We start from the raw sequence: 21,920 nt of genomic DNA on the forward strand, positions 1-21,920 counted from the left end.
ACGCAGGGCCCCGGCCGGGCCGTCATTGACAGCCCCCGCCGGCCTGCCCATGTTCGCGGCCCGAATCGTCCGAAAGGTCTGCACATGCCCGTCGTCGTCGTCGAATCCCCCGCCAAGGCCAAGACGATCAACAAATATCTTGGCGACGACTACACGGTTCTGGCGTCCTTCGGCCATGTCCGCGACCTGCCGCCCAAGGACGGCTCGGTCGATACCGACGCCGATTTCGCCATGAAATGGGAAGTCGCGGCGGATTCGAGGAAACACGTCAAGGCGATCAAGGACGCGCTGGCGCAGGACCCGAACCTGATCCTCGCCACCGACCCCGACCGCGAGGGCGAGGCGATTTCCTGGCATCTGCGCGAGGCGCTCGAGCCGGTGCTGAAAAAGGGCGCGCAGGTCAGCCGCGTCACCTTCAACGCCATCACCAAGGCCGCGGTGACCGAGGCTATGGCCAACCCGCGCGAGATCGACCAGCCGCTGGTCGACGCCTATCTGGCGCGGCGGGCGCTGGATTATCTGGTCGGGTTCAACCTGTCGCCGGTGCTGTGGCGCAAGCTGCCCGGCGCGAAATCCGCCGGCCGGGTGCAGTCGGTGGCCCTGCGCGTCATCGTCGACCGCGAGATGGAGATCGAGGCGTTCCGCGCCCGCGAATACTGGTCGGTCCATGCGGTTCTGGCGACACCCCGCGGGCAGGAATACCGCGCGCAGCTGGTCTCTTACGCCGGGAAAAAGCTGGAACGCTACGATCTGGCGAATGAAGAGGCCGCGCGGCTGGCGGTCTCGGCGGTGGAAAGCCGCGATCTGGCGGTGACCTCGGTTGCCAGCAAGCCCGCCAGCCGCAACCCGTGGCCACCCTTCATGACCTCGACCCTGCAGCAAGAGGCCAGCCGCAAGCTGGGGCTGGGCGCGCGGGCTTGCATGTCTGCGGCGCAGCGGCTGTATGAGGCGGGCTACATCACCTATATGCGAACCGACGGCATCGACATGGCGCCCGAGGCGGTGATGGCGGCGCGCGATGCGATCAAGGCGCGGTTCGGCGCCGATTACGTCCCGAAATCGCCGCGGATGTACAAGAACAAGGCCAAGAACGCGCAGGAAGCGCACGAGTGTATCCGCCCCACCGACATGATGCTGTCGCCCGACCGGCTGAACGTCGAACCCGAACAGCGCAAGCTGTACGAGCTGATCTGGAAGCGCACGCTGGCGAGCCAGATGGAGGCCGCGCGGATGGAGCGGACCACCGTCGAGATCGGCTCGGCCGACGGGCAGGTGGGGCTGCGCGCGACGGGGCAGGTGATGCTGTTCGACGGCTTCCTGCGGGTCTATGACCAGGGCACCGACGACGAGGATGGCGAGGACAGCGCCCGCCTGCCCGCGATCGAGCAGGGCGAGCCCGCCGACAAGCGCGGCGTGACGCCGGAGCAGCATTTCACCCAGCCGCCGCCGCGCTATACCGAGGCGACGCTGGTCAAGCGCATGGAAGAGCTGGGGATCGGCCGGCCGTCCACTTACGCCAGCATCGTGACCACGATCCAGGACCGCGAATATGTCCGCAAGGACAAGAACCGCCTGATCCCCGAGGACAAGGGCCGGCTGGTCACCGCGTTTCTGGTGAAATATTTCCCGCGCTACGTCAGCTACGACTTCACCGCCGATCTCGAGGGCGAGCTGGACGACATCTCGTCGGGCTCGCGCGAGTATCGCGAGGTGCTGCGGCGGTTCTGGCGCGATTTCGCCGCCGCGCTGGCCGACACCAGCGAGCTGCGGATTTCCGAGGTGCTGACCGCCATCGACGAGGCGCTGGCCCCGCATCTTTACCCCGCGCGCGCCGATGGCGGCGATCCGCGGGAATGCCCGCTCTGCGGGGCAGGGCGGCTGAACCTCAAGACCGCGCGCTCGGGCGGGGCGTTCATCGGCTGCTCGAACTATCCCGAATGCCGCTATACCCGCCCGCTGTCCGGCCCCGAGGGCGAGGCGATGGGCGACACAGTGCTGGGGCTGGATGCGCAGGGGCTGGAAATCAGCCTCAAGAACGGCCGCTTCGGCCCCTATGTCCAGCGCGGCGATGCCACGGCCGATGCGCCGAAACCGCCCCGCGCCTCGATCCCCAAGGGCTGGGACCCGGCGGCGATGGATCTGGAAAAGGCGCTGATGCTGCTGGATCTGCCGCGCGAGATCGGCCCCCACCCCGAGGACGGGGTGCCGGTCGAGGCCGGGATCGGGCGCTATGGCCCCTATGTCAAGCACGGCTCGAAATACGCCAACCTGCCCGAGGTCGACGAGGTGTTCACCATCGGCATGAACCGCGCGGTCGAGGTGCTGGCCTCGAAACCCCAGCGCGGGCGCGCGGCCTCTGCCGCGCCGCTGGCCGAACTGGGCGAACACCCCGAGGGCGGCGCGGTGCAGGTGCTGAACGGCCGCTTCGGCCCCTATGTCAAATGGGGCAAGGTGAATGCGACGCTGCCCCGCGACCTTGCACCCGACGCGGTGACGATGGAACGCGCGCTGGAACTGATCGCCGCCAAGCAGGCCAAGGGCGGCAAGCCCGCCCGCAAGGCCGCGGCCAAACCCGCGGCCAAGAAGGCGCCGGCGAAAAAGACCGCCACGAAAGAGCCCGGGGCCAAGGCGGCCAGGAAACCGGCCGCCAAGAAGACTGCGGCCAAGAAATCCACGGCCAAGGACGCGCCAGCCGAGGGCTGATCCCGGGGCGGGTGGCAACTCTCGCCCCGCTCGCGCAGTTGTGGCTGGCGGTGACGGGACCCCGGCTTGTCCGGGGCGCGCGTCCGCCGTAGCCCGAAAGGCCAGTATCATCAGGGGATCCGCCATGCGTCTTGTCACCGTCCTGTCCGCCACGCTGCTGCTTGCTGCCCCCGCGCTGGCCCAAAGCCCGGCGCCCGAACCCGCCCCCGCCGACGCGGCCCCGGCCCAGTCCGCGGCCCCCGCCGCGAAACCCGCGGTGCCGCCGGTGACGGAACCCGCCCCCAAGCCCGAAACCATGGATCAGGACAGCCTGACCGACGTCAGCTATGCCTGCGACGGCGACACCTCGATGCAGGTGGTGTTCGTCAACACCGCCGCCGGCGCCAGCTATGCCATCGTGCTGGAACAGGGCCGGATGATCCCGATGCAGATCGCGGTCTCGGCTTCGGGGGCGCGCTATCTGTCGATTGCGCCCGAGGGCCGCTATCAGCTGTGGACCAAGGGCGATACCGCCGATCTGGTGGCGCTGGACGGCGACGCGGAAACGCCGCTGCGCAGCGGCTGCACCGCGGCGGGCTGATTCCGGGGCCGGCTGGCCCTTCGTTGACAGCCGCAGCCACCCCGTGCAGAACCGGCGAGGAACGGTTGCACGGGGGAGCCATGCGCAAGGTATATGAAACGGCAGATGCCGCGCTCGACGGTCTGCTGAAGGACGGGATCTCGATCGCGGCGGGGGGATTCGGGCTGTGCGGCATCCCCGAGCTGCTGATTGCCGCGATCCACCGCTCGGGCATCAAGGACCTGACCATCGCCTCGAACAACTGCGGGGTGGACGGGTTCGGGCTGGGCGTGCTGCTGGACAGCAAGCAGATCCGCAAGATGCAGTCCTCCTACGTCGGCGAGAATGCCGAGTTCATGCGCCAGTACCTGAGCGGAGAGCTTGAGCTGGAGTTCAACCCCCAAGGCACGCTGGCCGAGCGGATGCGCGCGGGCGGCGCCGGCATCCCCGGTTTCTATACGAAAACCGGCGTCGGCACCGTCATCGCCGAGGGGAAAGAGCACAAGGACTTCGACGGGGAAACCTATATCCTCGAACGCGGCATCGTGACCGACCTGTCCATCGTCAAGGCATGGAAGGCCGACGAGACCGGCAACCTGGTGTTCCGCAAGACCGCGCGCAACTTCAACGTGCCCGCCGCCACCTGCGGCCGCGTCTGCGTGGTCGAGGTCGAGGAAATCGTCCCCGCCGGCAGCCTGGACCCCGACTGCATCCACCTGCCCGGCATCTACGTGCACCGCATCGTGCAGGGCGAACACGAAAAGCGCATCGAACAGCGCACCACCCGCAAGCGCGAGGAGGCCTGAGCATGGCATGGGATCGTAACCAGATGGCCGCCCGCGCCGCGCAGGAACTGCAGGACGGCTGGTATGTGAACCTTGGCATCGGCATCCCGACCCTGGTGTCGAACTACATTCCTGAGGGTGTCCACGTGACGCTGCAATCGGAAAACGGGATGCTCGGCATGGGGCCCTTTCCCTATGAGGGCGAGGAAGACCCCGACCTGATCAACGCCGGCAAGCAGACCATCACCGAACTGCCCCATTCCGCCTATTTCGACAGCGCCACCAGCTTTGCGATGATCCGCGGCGGCAAGATCGCCATGGCGATCCTGGGCGCGATGGAGGTGGCGGAAAACGGCGACCTGGCGAACTGGATGATCCCCGGCAAGCTGGTCAAGGGCATGGGCGGCGCCATGGACCTGGTCGCCGGCGTCGGCCGGGTGGTGGTGGTGATGGACCACACCAACAAGGCCGGCGAATCCAAGGTGCTGAAGGCCTGCACCCTGCCGCTGACCGGCAAGGGGGTGGTGGACCGCATCATCACCAACCTGGGCGTGCTGGACGTGGTGCCGGGCGGGCTGAAGATCGTCGAGGTCGCCGACGGCGTGACCGAGGCCGAACTGCGCGCCGCCACCGAGGCCACCATCGTCGACTGACCGGCTTTTCGGAGCCTTCACGAGGCGCCGCGTTTTCGCGGCGCCTTTTTCGTTCCGCCGCGCGACGCGCCCGGGGGCGGAGTGCCGCAGCCGAGGACTTTATCCCGCCGCTGCCACCCGCTAGTTGGGACCCATGACGCAAGCGCCCGCCGATGCCCCGCTGACCGCCGACGAAATCGCCGCCCTGTTCACCGCGGCGGACGGCGGCTTTCTCTGCGCCCGCTGGGGGCGCCCCGTCGCGCCGGTGGTGTTCGGGCTGGACGATGCCACGCTGACCGTGTTCCGGGCCGCGCTGATCGCGCCGTTCACCCATGCACGGCAGCCGCTGACCGATACCGACCCGGACACCGGCGCCAATCTGATGATCTTTGCGGTCCGGGACTGGGCGGAACTGGACGGTATCCCCGATCTCGACCGGCTGACCGGCATGACCGGGCTGCCGGATCGTCTTACGGCAGAAGACGCCGACCGCTACCGGCTGCTGCGCTTTGACGGCGCGGGTGCGATAAGGGCCTGCCTGACCTTCCTGCGGCTGGGCGGCGCGCTGGCGCAGGCGCATCCGGCGCAGCTGGCGGAATCGGTGGCGGTCAACGCACTGCTCAGCTGGGCGCGCCCCGTGACCCCCTCGGCGCCGCTGGCGGCACTGATCCGCGCCGCCTATGACCCGCTGCTGCCCGGATGCGCCCGCGATCCCAGCCACGCGCTGCGCCTTGCCGCCCGGCTCTGATGCTTTCTTCATCACGCAAATATCCCGGGGGAGCCGCCGCAGGCGGCGGGGGCAGCGCCCCCATTCTACAGGAGCCCGCCTTGACCCACCGCTTCCCCGTCCGCGTCTATTACGAGGACACCGACCTCGGCCAGGTCGTCTATTACGCCAACTACCTGAAGTTCATCGAACGCGGCCGCAGCGAATGGCTGCGCGCGGCCGGGGTGGACCAGTCCGTGCTGCTGGAACGCGGGCTCGCCTTTGTCGTGCGCCGGGTCGAGGCCGATTACCTGCGCCCCGCCCGCTTCGACGACGCGCTCGAGGTGGTCACCACGCTCGACCACGCCGCCGGCCCGCGCATCACCGTGGCGCAGGCGGTGGAGCGCGACGGCACGGCCCTGTTCCGGGCCATGGTTACCGTGGTCTGCGTCGATCTGGCCACCATGCGCCCGCAGCGCCTGCCGCCGGATGTGCTGGCGGCGCTGTCCCGCTGACCCGGCCCCCACACGCGCGGCGCACAGAATCTTGTTGTCGCCGCGACTGGCCTTTGCTGCTAGTTTGATGCCAAACGCGCCCGACCGCAGACAAGCACGAGGCGCGACCAGCGCAAGGACAGGCAAATCCGATGGAAAACCTCGCAATCGGCGCCCCGGCCGATTTCTCGCTGATCGCGCTGTTCCTGCGCGCCTCGCTCACCGTCAAGATCGTGATGGCTCTGCTGGTGCTGGCCTCGGTCTGGTCCTGGGCGCTGATCGTGCAAAAGCTGATGGTGCAGACCGCCGCGCGCCGCGATGCCTCGGATTTCGACCGCCGCTTCTGGTCGGGCGATCCGCTGGACGACGTGTTCGACCGGATGAACGGGCGGCCTTCGGGCGCGGCGGCGCGGATCTTTGCGGCGGGGATGGCGGAATGGCGCCGCTCGCAGACCGATGACGGCGGGCTGATCCCGGGGGTGCTGTCGCGGGTGGAGCGGGCGATGAACGTGGCGATCGGGCGCGAAAGCGACCGTCTGACCCGCGGGCTGCCGTTCCTGGCCTCGGTCGGCTCGACCGCGCCCTTCATCGGGCTGTTCGGCACCGTCTGGGGCATCAAGACCGCGTTCGAGGGGATCGCGCTGTCGCAGAACACCAGCCTTGCCGTCGTCGCCCCCGGCATCGCCGAGGCGCTGGTCGCGACCGCGCTGGGCCTGCTGGCCGCGATCCCGGCGGTGATCATGTACAACAAGCTGGCCACCGACGCTGACCGCATCAGCGCCGGGCATGAGGCCTTCGCCGACGAATTCACCACCATCCTGTCGCGCCAGATCGAGGCCGAATGATGGCGGCCGGGGCTTCTCGACGCGGGCGGGGACGCCACCGCCGCATGGCGCCGATGGCGGAAATCAACGTCACGCCCTTTGTCGACGTGATGCTGGTGCTGCTGATCATCTTCATGGTGGCGGCGCCGCTGCTGACCGTGGGGGTGCCGCTGGAACTGCCCCGCACCGCGGCCGAGGCCGTGCGCGCCGAACCCGAAGAGCCGCTGACCATCTCGCTGCCCGCGGAAGGGCCGCTGGTGCTGATGACGACCGAGGTCCCCGCGGACGAGCTGGTCACCCGCCTGCGCTCGGTCGCGGCGGAACGCCGGTCCAGCCGCATCTATCTGCGCGCCGACGGCGCCGTCGCCTATGCCCGCGTGATGGAGGTGATGGGCGCACTGAACGCGGCCGGTTTCCACGACATCGTTCTGGTCACCGACGCCGGTGGCCCGCGGATGGATGGCTGATCCCTTTCCCCCGCTCGAGACGCGCGAGCGTCGCATCGGCCTGTGGGTCTCGGCCGCCGCCCACGGGTCGCTGATCCTGTGGGTAGCGCTGGGCGGCGCGCTGTTTCGCGCGCCCCAGGCGCCGACGCTGCGGATGGCGCCGGTGGAAACCATGTCGGCCAGCGATTTCGAGGCGATGGCCGCGGCCTCGCGCGGGGCCGGGCCGCTGGGCGAGGACTCCGCCGCCACCCCCGCGCAGCCGCGCCCGCCTTCGGCCGAGGTGATCGCCGGTGGCCCGACCGCCATGGCGCCGCCCGTGCCCGAGGCCGATCCCTTGGCGCTGCCCGCGCCCGAGTTCGCGGGCGAGGCCGCGCCGAACCTGTCCGACCTGCAGACCCCGCAGGTGCCGGTGACGGTGGCAACGGTGGCGCCCGCGCCGCAGCAGCCCTCGGCCCCGGCGGATGCGCAGGCGCTGCCCGACGCCCCGGTGCCGCCCCAGCCGATGCCCGATCCGCAGCGCACCGCCACCGCGCCTTCGCTGCGCGTGCCGGGTGCGGTTTCTCCTGACGAGCCGCCGCCCGAGGCCCCGCCGGCGCCGCCGCTGCTGACCACCTCGGCCGCGCCCTTCGACGTCGCCGCCGCCCGCCAGCGCCGCGCCGACCGGATCGCGCAGGCCGAAGCCGCCGCCGCAGCTGCCGCCGCCGCGGCCGAGGCGCAGCGGCAGGCCGAGGCCGCCGAGGCTGCCCGGCAGGCAGAGCAGGCGCGCATCGCCGCCGAAGCCGCCGCCCGTGAACAGGCCGAACGCGCCGCCGCACAAGCCGCCGCCGAGGCCGCACGCCGCGCCGCGGCCGAGGCAAGCGCCGCGCTTGAGGCCGAGCGGCAGGCGGCGCTGGAGGCCGAGCAGGAAGAAGCCCGCCGCCAGGCTGAAGCCGAAGCCGAAGCCGCGCGCGCCGCCGAGGAACAGCGGCTTGCCGAGCAGCGCGCCGCCGAAGAGCAGCGCCGGCTGGAAGAACAGCTTGCCGAAGAACAGCGGCAGGCCGAGGCCGCCCGCCGCCGTGCCGAGGAAGAGGCCGCCGCCGCCGAGGCCGCCCGCGCCCTGGCGCAAGCCGCGGAAGAGGCTGCCCGTGCCCGTGCCGAGGCAGAGGCCCGAGAGCAGGCCGAGGCCGCGCGGCAAGCCCCCGACGACCCCGACCCGCTGCTGCAGGCGCTGGCCGAGGCGATGGACCTGCCCGAGGGCGCCGGCTCGGACGGGGGCGGCGGGCGCGCGGCGATGGGGCCGCCGCTGAGCCAGGGCGAAAAGGACGGGCTGCGGCTGCGGATCGAGGCGTGCTGGAACATCGGCTCGCTGTCGCGCGAGGCGCAGCGGACCTCGGTCTCGGTGCAGTTTTCCATGACGCCGGACGGGATGCCGGAACCTGATTCGGTGCGGCTGGTCGAATCGCAGGGCGGGTCCGAGGCCGCCGCCGCGCAGGCGTTCGAGGCCGCCCGCCGCGCCATCCTGCGTTGCGCCATGCAGGGGCAGGGCTATGACCTGCCCGCCGAGAAATACGCGCGCTGGCGCGATACCATCGTCGATTTCCGCCCGCAGGGCGGTGCAGCGATCCGTTAGGCCGCGCATGGTCTTTATGCGACAATCAGTCTAGGTTTTCCCCATGTCACCGCTCGCCCGACCCGCCATCACCCGATCCGCCCCCCTCCGGCCCGCGCTGCTGGCCCCGCTGGCGGCGGCGCTGCTGCTGGCGGTCGCGCCCATGGCGTCGCTGGCGCAGGGGCTGACCGCCTCTGACATGACCAACATGGCGCAGGAGGAATCCGACGGCCCGCTGCGCATCGAGATTACCGGCGGGCAGGTCGAGGCGATGCCGGTCGCGGTGGCGCCGTTCTTTGACGAGGGCGGCGCCGGCGATCTGGCCGCAAGGATCCAGGAGGTGGTGACCGCCGACCTGACCGGCACCGACCTGTTCCGGGAAATCCCGGTCTCGGCCCATGTCGCCCGCCCCGAGGGCTTCGACGCGCCCGTCGCCTATCCCGACTGGCGCGCGATCAACGCCGAGGCGCTGATCGTCGGCGCGGTGTCGCTGCGTGACGGGCGGGTCACCGCCAAGTTCCGGCTGTATGACGTGTTTTCCGGGCAGCCGCTGGGCGACGGGATGCAGTTCGACGCCGACCAGGCCGGCTGGCGGCGGGTGGCGCACAAGGTCGCCGATCAGGTCTATGCGCGGATCACCGGCGAATCGCCCTATTTCGACAGCCGGGTGGTGTTCGTGTCGGAAACCGGCCCCAAGGACGCGCGGCTCAAGCGCATCGGGATCATGGATTACGACGGCGCCAACCCGCTGTGGGTGACCGACGACAGCGCGCTGGTGGTGTCGCCCCGGTTCTCGCCGGACGGCTCGCAGCTGCTTTACACCAGTTTCCAGAACGGGCTGCCGCAGGTGATGCTGATGGATGTGGCCACGCTGTCGGCCTGGCCGCTCAAGCAGGATGCCGGCACCATGAGCTTTGCGCCGCGGTTTTCGCCGGACGGGCGCTGGATCGTCTATTCCCGCGAACAGGGCGGCAATACCGACATCTGGCAGATGGACGTGGCGACCGGGGCCGAGCGGCCGCTGACCGAGACCGCGGCGATCGAGACCTCGCCCAGCTATTCCCCCGACGGCCGCCGCATCGTCTTTGAAAGCGACCAGTCCGGCAGCCAGCAGATCTACGTGATGCCCGCGGACGGATCGGCCGAGCCCACGCGGCTGAGCTTTGGCGAGGGCAGCTACGGCACCCCGGCGTGGTCCCCCAAGGGCGACCTGATCGCCTTTACCCGCCGCAACGGCGACAAGTTCCACATCGGGGTGATGCGCCCCGACGGGACCGAGGAAAAACTGCTGACGGAATCTTTCCTTGACGAGGGTCCGACCTGGGCGCCCAATGGCCGCGTCGTGATGTTCACCCGCCAGACGCCGGGCGGGGACGGCACGCCGCGCCTGCATTCCGTCGATGTCACCGGCCGCAACATGCGCCCGCTGGACATCGAGGGCGCCGCCTCCGACCCCGACTGGGGCCCGCTTTTGCCATGAGGAGTCTGCCGATGAACGGGTATCGCATCGCCGCTGCCGCGGCCATGCTTGCGGCGCTGGCCGCCTGTGCCGCGCCGCCCGCGGCCACTGCCGTCGACCCCTATGCGGGCGGGCGCTATACCGGCGCGGTGCCGCCCGGCGCGCTGCCCGGCGGCTCGGCCGAGGACTTCCGCCGCACCGCCGGCGACACCGTGCTGTTCCCCGAAAACGACGCCACGCTGGACGGAACGGCGCGGGCGACGCTGGCGCGGCAGGCGGCCTGGCTGAAACAGCACGGCAGTTTCTCGACCGTGATCGAGGGGCACTCGGACGAGCAGGGCACCCGTGAATACAACCTCGCGCTGGGGGCGCGGCGGGCGAGCGCGGTGCAGGAATACCTGATCCTGCAAGGGCTGGAACCCGGCCGCATCCGCACCAGCTCTTACGGCAAGGAACGCCCGGTCGAGGTCTGCTCCACCCCCGACTGCCAGGTGCGCAACCGCCGTGCGGTCACGGTGGTGATGCCCGGGGCGGGGGTCTGATGCTGCGGGGGCTGATCTTCGGCGCCGCGGTCGCGCTGGCGGGTGCCGGCGCGGCGCTGGCCCAGCAGGCGGCGCCCGAGGCCCCGGCGGCGGCGGCTGCGGGCGAAGGGGCCGCCCGGACTCTGGCCGACCTGCGCGCCGACCTGCGCGCGGTCGGCGCCGATCTGCGGGCGCTGCGGGCAGAGCTGAGCGCCTCGGGCGCCGAGGGGTTCCGCGCCGCCGGCGGCGAAAGCGCCATCGACCGCATGAACGCCATGGAGCGCGAGATCACCCGCCTGACTGGCGAGACCGAGCGCCTGCGCCACCGCATCGACCGCATCGTCCGCGACGGCTCGAACCGGATCGGCGACATCGAGTTCCGCCTGTGCGAGATGGAGGAGGGCTGCGACCTGGGCGCGCTGACCACCACGCAGCTGGGCGATCTGGACGGCGGCGGCGCGGCGCTGATGGGCTCGGCCTTCGACGCGGCCCCCACGGCGGCGCCTGCGGGGGCCGGGGTGTCGGGCGCGCTGACCGCGCAGGAACAGGCCGAGCTGGACCGCGCCCGCGCGGCACTGGACGCGGGCGACTTCCCCCGCGCGGCCGAGCTGTTCGGCGGTTTCGCCAGCACCCACGCCGGCAGCCCCGCCGCGACCGAGGCGCTGTATCTGCAAGGCGCGGCGCTGGACAGCGCGGGTGATGCCAAGGGCGCCACCGCCGCCTGGCTGCAGGCGTTCGCCGCCGCCCCCACCGGGCCGCGCGCCGCGGATGCGCTGCTGGGGCTGTCGCGGGTGTCGGCTGCGGGCCGTCCGGCCACCGAAGGCTGCGTGTATCTGGACGAGCTGATCGCGCGCTTCCCGGGCACGCCGCAGGCCGACGAGGCCGCGCGCCGCAGCGCCTCGGCCGGCTGCGCGGCGGCGGCGGGCCAGCCCTAGCGCGTGCCCGCTTCTTCGGCCGATGCGGTGCCGCAGGCCGCGGCGACTGCGCTGGACCGGCTGGCCGGCGATCTGCCGGCGCTGGGGGTCGCGGTCTCCGGCGGCAGCGATTCGCTGGCGCTGCTGCATCTGGCGACCGCCTGGGCGCGCGTCCGGGGCCTGCGCATCGAGGCCGCCACCGTCGACCACCGCTTGCGCCCCGAATCCGCCGCCGAGGCCGAGGCCGTCGCCCGCAGCTGCGCCGCGCTGGACATCGCGCATGAGGTCCTGGTCTGGGACCATGGCGGAGACGTGCCCGGCAACCTGATGGACGCCGCCCGCCGCGCGCGGCTGCGGCTGCTGGCCGGTTGGGCCGCGGCGCGCGGTCTGGGGGCGGTGGCGCTGGGCCATACCCAGGACGATCAGGCCGAGACGCTGCTGATGCGGCTGGCGCGTGGCGCGGGGCTGGACGGGCTGTCCGGCATGGCCGACTCGCGGCAGCAGGGCGGGATCCTGTGGCTGCGGCCGCTGCTGGGGCTGCGGCGCGAGGCCCTGCGCGACTGGCTGCGCGGGCAGGGCATCGCCTGGGCCGACGATCCCTCGAACGACGATCCGGGGTATGAGCGGGTGCGGGTTCGCCGCGCCATCGCCGCGCTGGCGCTGCCGGTGCCGGCGCTGGCGCGCTCGGCCGCGCATCTGGCCGATGCCCGCGCGGCGCTGGCCGAAGCCGCCGTGGCCGCCGCCGCCGGGGCCAGCGCCGACCGCGGGATGCTGCGCCTGCCGCTGCCGGCGTTGCAGGACAGCGCCCCCGAGATCCGCCGCCGCCTGCTGCTGGCGGCGCTGCGCTGGGTGACCGGCGCCGACTACCCGCCGCGCGGCGAGGATGCGGCGCGGCTGCTCGCGGCGCTGCTGGCGGGCGGGCAGGGGACGCTGGAAGGGGTGATTGCGCGGGTGCGGGGCGGCGTGGTCGAGTTCCTGCGCGAACCCGCCGCCGCCGCGCGTGGTGGCGGGGTTGCACCGGGGCTCTGCCCCGGAGCCACTGCCGTGGCCTTGTTCGCTGAAAACAGTCCACCGGACTGTTTTCCGGGCGCTCACAAGCCCGGGGATATTCGTGCACCAAAGACGTTGCTGTGGGACCGGCGCTGGCGGCTGGAGGGGCTGCCCGAGGGGGCCGAGGTCTCCGCGGCAGGCGAGGCCGAGGTGGTGGCGCGGGACTGGCGCGCGCCCGGGCTGCCGCTGGCGGCGCTGGCGTCCTCGCCGCTGGTCACCGTGGGCGGGCGGGCGATCTTGCCGCTGCTGGATTGCCGGGAAATCAGCGCCATCCCGCTGCGCGGCCTGCCCGAGTTCGCGGCGATCCTGCGATCGCATTGATACCGGCCCCGCCAGCCCCTATTTTGACCGAAAGACTTTCCATCCCGCGGAGGACAAGCCCTTGGGCAACGCGCGCAACATCGCCTTCTGGGTGGTCCTGTTCCTGATGATTCTGGCCCTGTTCAACGCCTTTGGCGGCAACAGCGCGCAGATGAACAGCACGCAGATCCCCTATTCGGATTTCATCCACCGGGTCCAGAACGATCAGGTCGGCGCCGTCACCATCGACGGAGAGAACGTGCTGATCACCGGCTCGGACGGGCGGCGCTATTCGACGGTGCGGCCGCTGGGCGAAGACATCGCCGACCGGCTGATCGACAAGAACATCGAGGTCAAGGTCGAACGCCAGCAGCAGTCCGGCTTCATGTCGCTGCTGGGGGTGTGGCTGCCGTTCATCCTGCTGATCGGGGTCTGGATCTTCATGATGAACCGGATGCAGGGCGGCGGTAAGGGCGGCGCCATGGGCTTTGGCAAGTCCAAGGCGCGGCTGCTGACCGAAAAACACGGCCGCGTCACCTTTGACGACGTGGCCGGCATCGACGAGGCCAAGGAAGAGCTGGAAGAGATCGTCGAGTTCCTGCGCAACCCGCAGAAGTTCAGCCGCCTGGGCGGCAAGATCCCGAAAGGCGCGCTGCTGGTCGGCCCGCCCGGCACCGGGAAAACCCTGCTGGCCCGCGCCATCGCGGGTGAGGCCGGGGTGCCGTTCTTCACCATCTCGGGCTCGGACTTCGTCGAAATGTTCGTGGGCGTCGGCGCCAGCCGCGTGCGCGACATGTTCGAGCAGGCCAAGAAATCCGCCCCCTGCATCGTCTTTATTGATGAGATCGACGCGGTGGGACGTGCCCGCGGCGTCGGCATCGGCGGCGGTAACGACGAGCGCGAGCAGACCCTCAACCAGCTGCTGGTGGAAATGGACGGGTTCGAGGCGAACGAGGGCATCATCATCATCGCCGCCACCAACCGCAAGGACGTGCTGGACCCGGCGCTGCTGCGCCCCGGCCGCTTCGACCGCCAGATCCACGTGCCGAACCCCGACATCAAGGGCCGCGAAAAGATCCTGGGCGTCCATGCCCGCAAGGTGCCGCAAGGGCCCGACGTCGACCTGCGGCTGATCGCCCGCGGCACGCCGGGGTTCTCGGGTGCCGACCTGATGAACCTGGTGAACGAGGCCGCGCTGATGGCCGCCCGCATCGGCCGTCGATTTGTCACCATGGAAGATTTCGAGAACGCCAAGGACAAGGTGATGCTGGGCGTCGAGCGCCGCAGCATGGTGCTGACCCCCGAGCAGAAGGAAAAGACCGCCTATCACGAGGCCGGCCACGCCATCGTCGGGCTGAGCTTGCCGAAATGCGATCCGGTCTACAAGGCGACGATCATCCCGCGCGGCTCGGCCTTGGGGATGGTGGTTTCCCTGCCCGAGATGGACCGGCTGAACTACCACAAGGACGAGGCCAAGCAGAAGATCGCCATGACCATGGCCGGCAAGGCCGCCGAGATCATCAAATATGGCGAGGAAGGTGTGTCCAACGGCCCCGCCGGCGATATCCAGCAGGCCAGCGCGCTGGCTCGCGCCATGGTGATGCGCTGGGGCATGTCCGACAAGGTGGGCGCTGTCGATTACGCCGAGGCGCATGAGGGTTATTCCGGCAATACCGGCGGCTTTTCGGTCAGCACCGCCACCAAGGAGCTGATCGAGCAGGAGGTCCGCGAGCTGATCGACGAGGGGTATGAGACCGCCTATCGCATCCTCACCGAGAAATCCGAGGAGTTCGAGCGTCTGGCCAAGGGCCTGCTTGAGCATGAGACCCTGACCGGCGAGGAAATCGGCCGGGTGATCCGGGGCGAGGATGTGGGCGGCAGCGACGACGGGGCTGCGGGCGGGACGGTGATCCCCTCGGTCCCGGCGGTGCCGCGGGTGCCCCCGGCCGCCGGCGGCCCGCAGCCGATCCCCAGCGCCTGAGGCTGCATCCGATCCGCGAAAACCCCGGCCGCCGTGCCGGGGTTTTTCGTTTCCGTCGCGGCGACCGCGCGGGGTGCGGCGGCGTCGGGGGTTGCGCCGGGCGCGCCACAAGGGCAATCAGCGCGCCATGACGGACGACTATGCGCATCTGACCGACATGACCGCGCTGCGGGCCGAGATGGACCGGCTGGACCGCGAGCTTGCGGCGCTGCTGGGCCGCCGCTCGCGGCTGATCGACCGCGCGGCCGAGATCAAGGCCGGGGCCGGGCTGCCCGCCCGCATCGACGCCCGCGTCGAGGAAGTCGCCGCCAACGCCCGCCGCAATGCCCTGCAGGCGGGCTACGACCCCGACCTGGCCGAGGCGCTGTGGCGGCTGATGATGGACCATTTCATCGCGCAGGAAGCACGCGCGCTGGGGGAAGACGATGACGGTTGAACTGGCACAACCTGCAACGCTGATCGACGGAAAGGCCTTTGCGGCACGGCTGCGCGGGCGGATCGCGCAGGAGGTGGCGCGGATCAAGGCCGACCCCGGGGTCACGCCCGGCCTGGCGGTGGTGCTGGTGGGCGAGGATCCGGCCTCTGCGGTCTATGTGCGCTCCAAGGGCCGCGCGACGGTCGAGGTCGGGATGAACAGCTACGAGCATCGGCTGCCGGCCGAGACATCGCAGGCAGAGCTGCTGGCGCTGATCGCGCGGCTGAATGCGGATGCGGCGGTGAACGGGATTCTGGTGCAGCTGCCGCTGCCCGCGCATCTGGACGAGACCGCGGTGATCAACGCCATCGCGCCGGAAAAGGACGTGGACGGGTTCACCGTGCTGAACGCCGGGCGGCTGGCGACGGGGCAAAAGGCGATGGTGCCCTGCACGCCGCTGGGCTGCCTGATGCTGCTGCGCGACCGGCTGGGCTCGCTTTCCGGCAAGGATGCGCTGGTGATCGGGCGCAGCAACATCGTCGGCAAGCCGATGGCGCAGCTGCTGCTGGCCGACAGCGCCACGGTGACGGTGGCGCATTCGCGCACCCGCGACCTGCCGGCGCTGTGCCGTCGCGCCGATATCGTGGTGGCGGCGGTGGGGCGGCCGCGCTTCGTGCAGGGCGAGTGGATCAAGCCAGGCGCGGTGGTGATCGACGTCGGCATCAACCGCACCGAGGCGGGGCTGGTCGGCGACGTGGATTTTGAATCGGTGCGCAAGATGGCGGGGGCGATCACCCCGGTGCCGGGCGGCGTCGGGCCGATGACCATCGCCTGCCTGCTGGCCAACACCCTGACCGCGACCGCGCGGGTCAACGGGCTGGCGGAACCGCAGGGGCTGACGCCCTGAGCGGAAGGAAACGGGGGTGGGGCCCGGTTTCCGGGCACCCCCGCCAAGCCGGCACGACACAGGCACGCGTCCGCCCGGGTGGGCGCAACGCGCCCGCCGTGGGGCGGGCGGGCGCGTGCCGGCCGCTTTGGCGGACCGGCGAAGTTATGCCCGAACCCGCCGGCCGCCGCCCTTCCCGCCCGGCCGCTTCTGCGATAAACCCCTGCCAACCCTTCCGGCCAGCACAGGTGCCCCCATGAGATTCTTCGTCGACACCGCCGACATCGCCGCGATCCGCGAATTGCACGAACTGGGCATGGTGGACGGGGTGACGACCAACCCCTCGCTGATCCTCAAGTCCGGCCGCGACATCGCCGAGGTCACCCGCGAGATCTGCGACCTGGTCCCCGGCCCGGTCTCGGCCGAGGTCGTCGCCTCGGACGCCGCGGGGATGATCCGCGAGGGCAAGCACCTGGCCGAGATCGCCCCCAACGTCACCGTCAAGGTGCCGCTGACCTGGGACGGGCTGAAAGCCTGCAAGGCGCTGACCGACGACGGCCACATGGTCAACGTGACCCTGTGCTTCTCGCCCGCGCAGGCGATCCTGGCCGCCAAGGCCGGCGCCACCTTCATCAGCCCCTTCATCGGCCGGCTGGACGACATCGGCCTGGACGGGATGGAGCTGATCGCCGACATCCGCCAGATCTATGACAACTACGGCTATGAAACCAACCTGCTGGCGGCCTCGATCCGTTCGATCAACCATGTGATCGAATGCGCCCGCGTCGGCGCCGATGTGATCACTGCCCCGCCCTCGGTCATCAAGGCGATGGCCAGCCATGTGCTGACCGACAAGGGGCTGGACCTGTTCAACGCCGATTGGGCCAAGACCGGCCAGAAGATCGGCGCATGACCGACCCGCTGGACGACGCCACCCGCGCGCGGCTGCTGGCCGACCCGGCGCTGATCCTGTCGGACCGCGACCTGATGCGGGCGCTGGTCGCGGCGCGCGAGGCCGAACTGGGCGAGAATGTCATCGACATCCGCGGCCGCGCGATGGAGGCGCTGGAACATCGCCTCGACCGGCTGGAATCGGCGCATGAAAGCGTGATCTCGGCCGCCTACGAAAACCAGGCGGGGACGCAGACCATCCACCGCGCGGTGCTGTCGCTGCTGGAGCCGGTGGACTTCGCCAGCTTCCTCGAAGCGCTGGAAACCGACGTGGCCCCGGTGCTGCGGGTCGAGACGCTGCGGCTGGTGATGGAATCGGCCGAATCGGCGCCGGTGGCCGGCGACGGCGGGCCGCTGGTGGTGGTGCCCGCGGGCAGCGTCGGGCGGATCATCGCCGCCGGGCGCAAGGCCCCGCGCGGCGACGACATCGTGCTGCGCCGCGCCAGCGCCGAAACCCGCGGCATCCACGGCACCGAGGTCGCGTCCGAGGCGCTGCTGCCGCTGGACCTCGGCCCCGACACGCGGCCGGCGCTGTTGGTGATGGGCTCGCTGGACCCGTCGCGGTTTTCCCCGGCACAGGCCACCGACCTGCTGCGGTTCTTTGCGCAGGTGCTGCGGCTGGTGCTGATCGGCTGGCTGCGGGAATGAACGGGCAGGGGCCGCTGGCGCTGGCCCCTGCGATGGCCGACGCGCTGGCGCGCTGGCTGGACAGCGAACGCGCGCTGCGCGGGCGGTCCGAACACACGATCACCGCCTATCAGGCCGATCTGCTGGCATTTCTGGGGTTTCTGGGCTTCTACCACGGCACGCCGGCGCTGCCCCGCACGCTGGCCGGGCTGACCCAGACCGACCTGCGCGGCTTTGCCGCCGAGGAACGCCGGCGCGGCCTGTCGGCGCGCAGCCTGGCCCGGCGGCTGTCGGCGGTGCGCAGCTTCCTGCGCTGGCTGAGCGACCGCGAGGGCTTCGACGCCAGCCGGGCGCTGTCCACCCGCAGCCCGCGCTACCTTCGCAGCCTGCCCCGCCCCATCGCCCCCGAACAGGCCCGCGCCGTGCTGGACCTGGCGGGTGCGCAGCACCCCACCCCCTGGGTCGCCGCCCGCGACGTGGCGGTGCTGACGCTGCTTTACGGGCTGGGGCTGCGCATCGGCGAGGCGCTGGCGCTGGATGGCGCCGACTGGCCGCTGGGCGAATCGCTGCTGATCCGCGGCAAGGGCGGGCGGGAGCGGATCGTGCCGGTCCTGCCCGTGGCCCGCGAGGCGGTGGCGGAATATCTGCGGCTCTGCCCCTGGCCGCTGGCGGCGGATGGGCCGCTGTTCCGGGGTGTGCGTGGCGGGCGGCTGAACCCGGGGGCGGTGGCGGGGGCCATGGCCCGGCTGCGGCAGTCGTTGGGGCTGCCGGAGACTGCCACCCCCCACGCGCTGCGCCACAGTTTCGCCACGCATCTGCTGGCCGCGGGGGGCGATCTGCGCACCATCCAGCAGCTGCTGGGCCACGCCAGCCTGTCCACCACGCAGGTCTATACCGGCGTCGATGACGCGCATCTGCTGGCCGTGCACCGCGCCGCGCATCCGCGGCGCTGAAGCGTTTTCAGGGAAAGCGGCTCCGCGCCCGAAGATGCGCAGACACAGTGCCGCCGCCCGTCACTCGCAGGGTTTCTCCGGCCCGTCCACGGTCACGATGGGGCTGTTCTCCGCGCCCCTGCCATAGGTGCACCACTCCACCCCCGAGGGCGGGCGTGGCAGCTCGCCCCGCTGCCAGGACAGGTGCATATGCGCCTTGGCGATGAACAGCCCGGTAATGGGCGAGGTGATCAGCACGAAAATGGTGATCAGCAGCTCGTGCCAGCTGAGCACCCCGTGGTGCAGCCAGAAATGCAGCATCGAGGCGATCAGCACCGACCCCACCCCCAGCGTCGCCGCCTTGGTCGGCCCGTGCAGCCGCGTCATCATGTCGGGCAGCCGCACCAGCCCCCAGGCGCCGACCAGCCCGAAGACGCCGCCCGACACCAGCAGCGCCGCGATCAGGATTTCGCCGAGGATGCTCATTCGATGATGTCCCCGCGCAGGATGAACTTGGCAAAGGCGACGGTCGAGATGAATCCGACCATGGCGAACAGCATCGAGGCCTCGAAATACACCTGCGCGCCGCGCTGGATGCCGAACAGCGTCAGCAGCGCGATCATGTTGATCGCCATGGTGTCCAGCGCCAGCACTCGGTCGGAAAAGCCGGTGGCCCGCACCACCCGGTACAGGCACAGAAGCTGCGCCAGCGAAAAGCAGCCAAAGGCGAACAGCAGCGCCAGGTTGAGGATGCTCACAGGAAGATCTCCTTCAGGCGGGCCTCGTAGCGGGTCTTCATCTCGTCGATGCTGCTGGCCGGATCGGGGCAGTGCAGCGCGTGGACCAGCAGCGCGCTGCCGTCCTCGGCCAGGTCGCAGCTGACGGTGCCGGGGGTCAGGGTGATGGTGCCCATCAGGACGGCGATGGCCTCGGGGGTGGTGATCTCAAGCGGCACCACCAGCCAGGCCGGCTGCAGATCGCGCGAGGGCTTGAACAGCACGATTTTCGCCACGTCGATATTGGCCTTGATGATGTCGTGCAGGACGATCGCGACATAGCCCGCGATCGCCAAGGGATTGCGGATGCGGGCGCGGTCGGGCCAGTAGCTTGCGGTGACGATGGGGATGATCACCCCCAGCGCCAGCGCGAACAGCAGCGAGCCCCAGGCGAAGCGGTTGACCAGCAGCATCCAGATCAGCGCCACGAACAGCGACAGCAGCGGATGCGGAAGGATGCGGCGGATCATTTCACCCCCTCCTGCCGTTCAAGGACGGCCTCGATATAGGGCTGCGGGTCGCTCAGCTGCGCGGCGGTGTCTTGCGCGAACCGCATCATCGGCCCGGCCAGCACGGTCAGCACCACCATCGCGGCAATCAGCGCCCCGACCGAGGTCAGCGCCAGCGCGGCCGAGGGGAAGCCGGGCGCATCCGGCTGCGGCTCTTCGGCGGGGTGGGGGGCGGGGGTGCCGTCCTCATGCGCCTTCCAGAACACAATCGAGCCGGCCCGCGTCAGCCCCACGATCCCGAACAGCGAGGTGACCAGGATCACCGTCCAGATCAGCGCCGTCAGGTCGCCCTCGCGCACGGATTGCAGCACCGCCAGCTTGCCCAGGAACCCCGACAGCGGCGGCAGCCCGGCCATGGCGATGGCGGCGGCGAAATAGATCGCGGCGACGATGCCCGCCTGCACGATGGGCGGCGCCGGGCGCAGCCAGAGGCTGCCGCCCTGCCGGCGGGTGCCGATCAGGTCCACCGCCAGGAACAGCGCCGCGGTGGCCAGCGTCGAATGCACCAGATACCAGATCCCCGCCGCCAGCCCGGCCGGCTGGAACTGCGCCACCGCCACCATCACCGTCCCCACCGACCCCAGCGCGGCGAAGGCGGTCATCCGCCCCATGTGGCGCGCGCCCAGCACCCCCAGCTGGCCCACGATCAGCGTGACCAGCGCCGCCGGCAACAGGATGTCGGCGGCAAGCCGCATCAGCGCGTCGTCCGAGGGGAAGACCAGCGTGAAAAAGCGGATGATCCCGTAGATGCCGACCTTGGTCATGATCGCGAACAGCGCCGCCACCGGCCCCGGCGCCCGCGCATAGGTGGCCGGCAGCCAGAAATGCAGCGGCACCAGCGCCGCCTTGACCGCGAACACCAGCATCAGCAGTACCGCGCCCACCCGCAGCAAGGCGGTATCCTCGGCCGGAAGCAGGGCGATCCTGGCGGCCATGTCGGCCATGTTCAGCGTGCCGGTGACGGCATAAAGCGTCCCCAGCGCCGCCAGGAACAGCGACGATCCCAGCAGGTTGTAGACCACATACTGCACGCCGGCGCGCAGCCGCAGCTCTCCGCCCGCGTGGATCATCAGCCCGTAGCTGGCGATCAGCAGGATCTCGAACAGCACGAACAGGTTGAAGGCGTCGCCGGTCAGGAAGGCGCCGTTGATCCCCATCAGCTGGAACTGCCACAGCGAATGGAAATGCCGCCCGCGCCGGTCCCAGCCGGAACCGATGGCGTAAAGCTGGATTACCAGCCCCAGCACCCCGGCCAGCACCAGCATCAGCGCCGCCAGCCGGTCCAGCATCAGCACGATGCCGAAGGGCGCGGCCCAGTTGCCCAGGCGATAGACCTGGATCTCTCCGCCCATGGATTGCAGCAGCAGCCACAGTGCCAGCAACAGCTGCGCGGCGGTGGCGGCGGTGGAAAACACCCGTTGCAGCACCAGATCGTGCCGCATCGCCAGCACGATCAGCGGCCCGGCAAAGGCCGGCAGCACCACGGGGACGACAAGCCAGTGGTTCATGCGCTTGGCCCCTCGCGGTCGCGGCGGGGCAGGTCGATGCGGTCGTCGCCGCCCTCGATGAAGCTGCCAAGCGCCATCATCACCACCACCGCGGTCATGCCGAAGGAAATCACGATGGCGGTCAGCACCAGCGCCTGCGGCAGCGGGTCGGTATAGGCGGTGACGCCGTCACGCAGCACCGGCGGCTGGTCGATCACCAGCCGGCCGGTGACGAACAGGAACAGGTTGGTGGCATAGGTCAGCAGCGTCATGCCCAGCACGACGGCAAAGCTGCGCTTGCGCAGCGACAGATAGACTCCGGCCGCGGTCAGGCTGCCGATGGCCGAGGCGATGAGGAACTCCATCCTGTCGGCC

At 70.6% G+C, this 21,920-nt stretch carries 24 protein-coding genes; 19 read left to right on the top strand and 5 right to left on the bottom strand.

The window, feature by feature from the left end; all coding sequences use genetic code 11:
- The first annotated feature begins 84 nt into the window (after positions 1–84).
- The 19 genes from topA (at position 85) to RSP45_RS13070 (ending at position 18,794) form a co-directional block, all read left to right on the top strand.
- On the top strand, positions 85–2,703 hold the full coding sequence (gene topA, locus RSP45_RS12980; RefSeq protein WP_415392237.1) for a type I DNA topoisomerase: 2,619 nt from the start codon (positions 85–87) through the stop codon (positions 2,701–2,703).
- A gap of 124 nt (positions 2,704–2,827) precedes the next feature.
- Positions 2,828–3,283, top strand: a complete 456-nt coding sequence (locus tag RSP45_RS12985) for an MliC family protein (protein ID WP_415392238.1) — start codon at positions 2,828–2,830, stop codon at positions 3,281–3,283.
- A gap of 80 nt (positions 3,284–3,363) precedes the next feature.
- Entirely contained in the window at positions 3,364–4,068 is a 705-nt protein-coding gene (locus tag RSP45_RS12990; RefSeq protein ID WP_415392239.1) for a CoA transferase subunit A, read from the top strand.
- Positions 4,069–4,070: 2 nt separating this feature from the next.
- On the top strand, positions 4,071–4,700 hold the full coding sequence (locus RSP45_RS12995; RefSeq protein ID WP_073067152.1) for a CoA transferase subunit B: 630 nt from the start codon (positions 4,071–4,073) through the stop codon (positions 4,698–4,700).
- A gap of 133 nt (positions 4,701–4,833) precedes the next feature.
- Positions 4,834–5,427 (top strand): hypothetical protein, encoded by a 594-nt coding sequence (locus RSP45_RS13000; RefSeq protein WP_415392240.1) that lies wholly within the window; start codon positions 4,834–4,836, stop codon positions 5,425–5,427.
- Between the two features lie 80 nt (positions 5,428–5,507).
- Entirely contained in the window at positions 5,508–5,900 is a 393-nt protein-coding gene (ybgC, locus tag RSP45_RS13005) for a tol-pal system-associated acyl-CoA thioesterase (RefSeq protein WP_415392241.1), read from the top strand.
- 131 nt (positions 5,901–6,031) lie between these two features.
- Positions 6,032–6,724 carry a protein TolQ gene (gene tolQ / locus RSP45_RS13010; protein ID WP_415392242.1) on the top strand — a complete coding sequence of 231 codons (693 nt, stop codon included), beginning with the start codon at positions 6,032–6,034 and terminating at the stop codon, positions 6,722–6,724.
- Positions 6,724–7,170, top strand: a complete 447-nt coding sequence (locus RSP45_RS13015; RefSeq protein WP_073067145.1) for an ExbD/TolR family protein — start codon at positions 6,724–6,726, stop codon at positions 7,168–7,170. The genes tolQ and RSP45_RS13015 overlap by 1 nt, the downstream gene beginning before the upstream one ends.
- The gene (locus RSP45_RS13020; protein ID WP_415392243.1) at positions 7,163–8,758 is read left to right on the top strand and encodes a protein TolA; all 1,596 of its coding nucleotides are present in this window, start codon (positions 7,163–7,165) and stop codon (positions 8,756–8,758) included. Before RSP45_RS13015 ends, RSP45_RS13020 begins: the two co-directional genes overlap by 8 nt.
- A gap of 142 nt (positions 8,759–8,900) precedes the next feature.
- The gene (gene tolB, locus RSP45_RS13025) at positions 8,901–10,217 is read left to right on the top strand and encodes a Tol-Pal system beta propeller repeat protein TolB (protein ID WP_415394066.1); all 1,317 of its coding nucleotides are present in this window, start codon (positions 8,901–8,903) and stop codon (positions 10,215–10,217) included.
- Positions 10,218–10,228: 11 nt separating this feature from the next.
- On the top strand, positions 10,229–10,738 hold the full coding sequence (locus RSP45_RS13030; RefSeq protein WP_415392244.1) for an OmpA family protein: 510 nt from the start codon (positions 10,229–10,231) through the stop codon (positions 10,736–10,738).
- Positions 10,738–11,652 (top strand): tol-pal system protein, encoded by a 915-nt coding sequence (locus RSP45_RS13035; protein ID WP_415392245.1) that lies wholly within the window; start codon positions 10,738–10,740, stop codon positions 11,650–11,652. The genes RSP45_RS13030 and RSP45_RS13035 overlap by 1 nt, the downstream gene beginning before the upstream one ends.
- Positions 11,653–11,655: 3 nt before the next feature.
- Positions 11,656–13,002 (top strand): tRNA lysidine(34) synthetase TilS, encoded by a 1,347-nt coding sequence (tilS, locus tag RSP45_RS13040; RefSeq protein WP_415392246.1) that lies wholly within the window; start codon positions 11,656–11,658, stop codon positions 13,000–13,002.
- A 61-nt stretch (positions 13,003–13,063) separates the two neighbouring features.
- Positions 13,064–14,962, top strand: coding sequence for an ATP-dependent zinc metalloprotease FtsH (ftsH, locus tag RSP45_RS13045; RefSeq protein ID WP_415392247.1), 1,899 nt, complete (start codon positions 13,064–13,066; stop codon positions 14,960–14,962).
- 127 nt (positions 14,963–15,089) lie between these two features.
- Positions 15,090–15,398, top strand: coding sequence for a chorismate mutase (locus RSP45_RS13050; protein ID WP_415392248.1), 309 nt, complete (start codon positions 15,090–15,092; stop codon positions 15,396–15,398).
- Positions 15,388–16,284 (top strand): bifunctional methylenetetrahydrofolate dehydrogenase/methenyltetrahydrofolate cyclohydrolase FolD, encoded by an 897-nt coding sequence (gene folD / locus RSP45_RS13055; RefSeq protein ID WP_415392249.1) that lies wholly within the window; start codon positions 15,388–15,390, stop codon positions 16,282–16,284. The genes RSP45_RS13050 and folD overlap by 11 nt, the downstream gene beginning before the upstream one ends.
- 235 nt (positions 16,285–16,519) lie before the next feature.
- On the top strand, positions 16,520–17,176 hold the full coding sequence (gene fsa / locus RSP45_RS13060; RefSeq protein ID WP_415392250.1) for a fructose-6-phosphate aldolase: 657 nt from the start codon (positions 16,520–16,522) through the stop codon (positions 17,174–17,176).
- The gene (locus RSP45_RS13065; RefSeq protein WP_324331560.1) at positions 17,173–17,862 is read left to right on the top strand and encodes a DUF484 family protein; all 690 of its coding nucleotides are present in this window, start codon (positions 17,173–17,175) and stop codon (positions 17,860–17,862) included. The genes fsa and RSP45_RS13065 overlap by 4 nt, the downstream gene beginning before the upstream one ends.
- Positions 17,859–18,794, top strand: coding sequence for a tyrosine recombinase XerC (locus RSP45_RS13070; protein WP_415392251.1), 936 nt, complete (start codon positions 17,859–17,861; stop codon positions 18,792–18,794). Before RSP45_RS13065 ends, RSP45_RS13070 begins: the two co-directional genes overlap by 4 nt.
- 60 nt (positions 18,795–18,854) lie before the next feature.
- On the opposite strand, the gene RSP45_RS13075 is transcribed toward RSP45_RS13070, so the two are convergent.
- The 5 genes from RSP45_RS13075 to RSP45_RS13095 are packed head-to-tail and all read right to left on the bottom strand — an operon-like array spanning position 18,855 to position 21,910.
- The gene (locus tag RSP45_RS13075; RefSeq protein WP_415392252.1) at positions 18,855–19,259 is read right to left on the bottom strand and encodes a Na+/H+ antiporter subunit G; all 405 of its coding nucleotides are present in this window, start codon (positions 19,257–19,259) and stop codon (positions 18,855–18,857) included.
- Positions 19,256–19,525: a K+/H+ antiporter subunit F gene (locus RSP45_RS13080; protein ID WP_415394067.1), complete on the bottom strand. Its 270-nt coding sequence runs from the start codon at positions 19,523–19,525 to the stop codon at positions 19,256–19,258. Before RSP45_RS13080 ends, RSP45_RS13075 begins: the two co-directional genes overlap by 4 nt.
- Positions 19,526–19,527: 2 nt before the next feature.
- Positions 19,528–20,019, bottom strand: a complete 492-nt coding sequence (locus tag RSP45_RS13085) for a Na+/H+ antiporter subunit E (protein WP_415392253.1) — start codon at positions 20,017–20,019, stop codon at positions 19,528–19,530.
- Entirely contained in the window at positions 20,016–21,566 is a 1,551-nt protein-coding gene (locus RSP45_RS13090; protein ID WP_415392254.1) for a monovalent cation/H+ antiporter subunit D, read from the bottom strand. The genes RSP45_RS13085 and RSP45_RS13090 overlap by 4 nt, the downstream gene beginning before the upstream one ends.
- Positions 21,563–21,910, bottom strand: a complete 348-nt coding sequence (locus tag RSP45_RS13095) for a Na+/H+ antiporter subunit C (RefSeq protein WP_415392255.1) — start codon at positions 21,908–21,910, stop codon at positions 21,563–21,565. Before RSP45_RS13095 ends, RSP45_RS13090 begins: the two co-directional genes overlap by 4 nt.
- Between the last annotated feature and the right edge of the window lie 10 nt (positions 21,911–21,920).

Source organism: Paracoccus sp. SJTW-4 (assembly GCF_047716885.1).
Lineage (GTDB): Bacteria > Pseudomonadota > Alphaproteobacteria > Rhodobacterales > Rhodobacteraceae > Paracoccus > Paracoccus solventivorans.

Coding starts and splice junctions, on each gene's coding strand:
- topA (WP_415392237.1), top strand. CDS start 85: ATGCCCGTCGTCGTCGTCGAATCCCCCGCCAAGGCCAAGACGATCAAC.
- RSP45_RS12985 (WP_415392238.1), top strand. CDS start 2,828: ATGCGTCTTGTCACCGTCCTGTCCGCCACGCTGCTGCTTGCTGCCCCC.
- RSP45_RS12990 (WP_415392239.1), top strand. CDS start 3,364: ATGCGCAAGGTATATGAAACGGCAGATGCCGCGCTCGACGGTCTGCTG.
- RSP45_RS12995 (WP_073067152.1), top strand. CDS start 4,071: ATGGCATGGGATCGTAACCAGATGGCCGCCCGCGCCGCGCAGGAACTG.
- RSP45_RS13000 (WP_415392240.1), top strand. CDS start 4,834: ATGACGCAAGCGCCCGCCGATGCCCCGCTGACCGCCGACGAAATCGCC.
- tolQ (WP_415392242.1), top strand. CDS start 6,032: ATGGAAAACCTCGCAATCGGCGCCCCGGCCGATTTCTCGCTGATCGCG.
- RSP45_RS13015 (WP_073067145.1), top strand. CDS start 6,724: ATGGCGGCCGGGGCTTCTCGACGCGGGCGGGGACGCCACCGCCGCATG.
- RSP45_RS13020 (WP_415392243.1), top strand. CDS start 7,163: ATGGCTGATCCCTTTCCCCCGCTCGAGACGCGCGAGCGTCGCATCGGC.
- tolB (WP_415394066.1), top strand. CDS start 8,901: ATGGCGTCGCTGGCGCAGGGGCTGACCGCCTCTGACATGACCAACATG.
- RSP45_RS13030 (WP_415392244.1), top strand. CDS start 10,229: ATGAACGGGTATCGCATCGCCGCTGCCGCGGCCATGCTTGCGGCGCTG.
- RSP45_RS13035 (WP_415392245.1), top strand. CDS start 10,738: ATGCTGCGGGGGCTGATCTTCGGCGCCGCGGTCGCGCTGGCGGGTGCC.
- RSP45_RS13050 (WP_415392248.1), top strand. CDS start 15,090: ATGACGGACGACTATGCGCATCTGACCGACATGACCGCGCTGCGGGCC.
- folD (WP_415392249.1), top strand. CDS start 15,388: ATGACGGTTGAACTGGCACAACCTGCAACGCTGATCGACGGAAAGGCC.
- fsa (WP_415392250.1), top strand. CDS start 16,520: ATGAGATTCTTCGTCGACACCGCCGACATCGCCGCGATCCGCGAATTG.
- RSP45_RS13065 (WP_324331560.1), top strand. CDS start 17,173: ATGACCGACCCGCTGGACGACGCCACCCGCGCGCGGCTGCTGGCCGAC.
- RSP45_RS13070 (WP_415392251.1), top strand. CDS start 17,859: ATGAACGGGCAGGGGCCGCTGGCGCTGGCCCCTGCGATGGCCGACGCG.
- RSP45_RS13075 (WP_415392252.1), bottom strand. CDS start 19,259: ATGAGCATCCTCGGCGAAATCCTGATCGCGGCGCTGCTGGTGTCGGGC.
- RSP45_RS13085 (WP_415392253.1), bottom strand. CDS start 20,019: ATGATCCGCCGCATCCTTCCGCATCCGCTGCTGTCGCTGTTCGTGGCG.
- RSP45_RS13090 (WP_415392254.1), bottom strand. CDS start 21,566: ATGAACCACTGGCTTGTCGTCCCCGTGGTGCTGCCGGCCTTTGCCGGG.
- RSP45_RS13095 (WP_415392255.1), bottom strand. CDS start 21,910: ATGGAGTTCCTCATCGCCTCGGCCATCGGCAGCCTGACCGCGGCCGGA.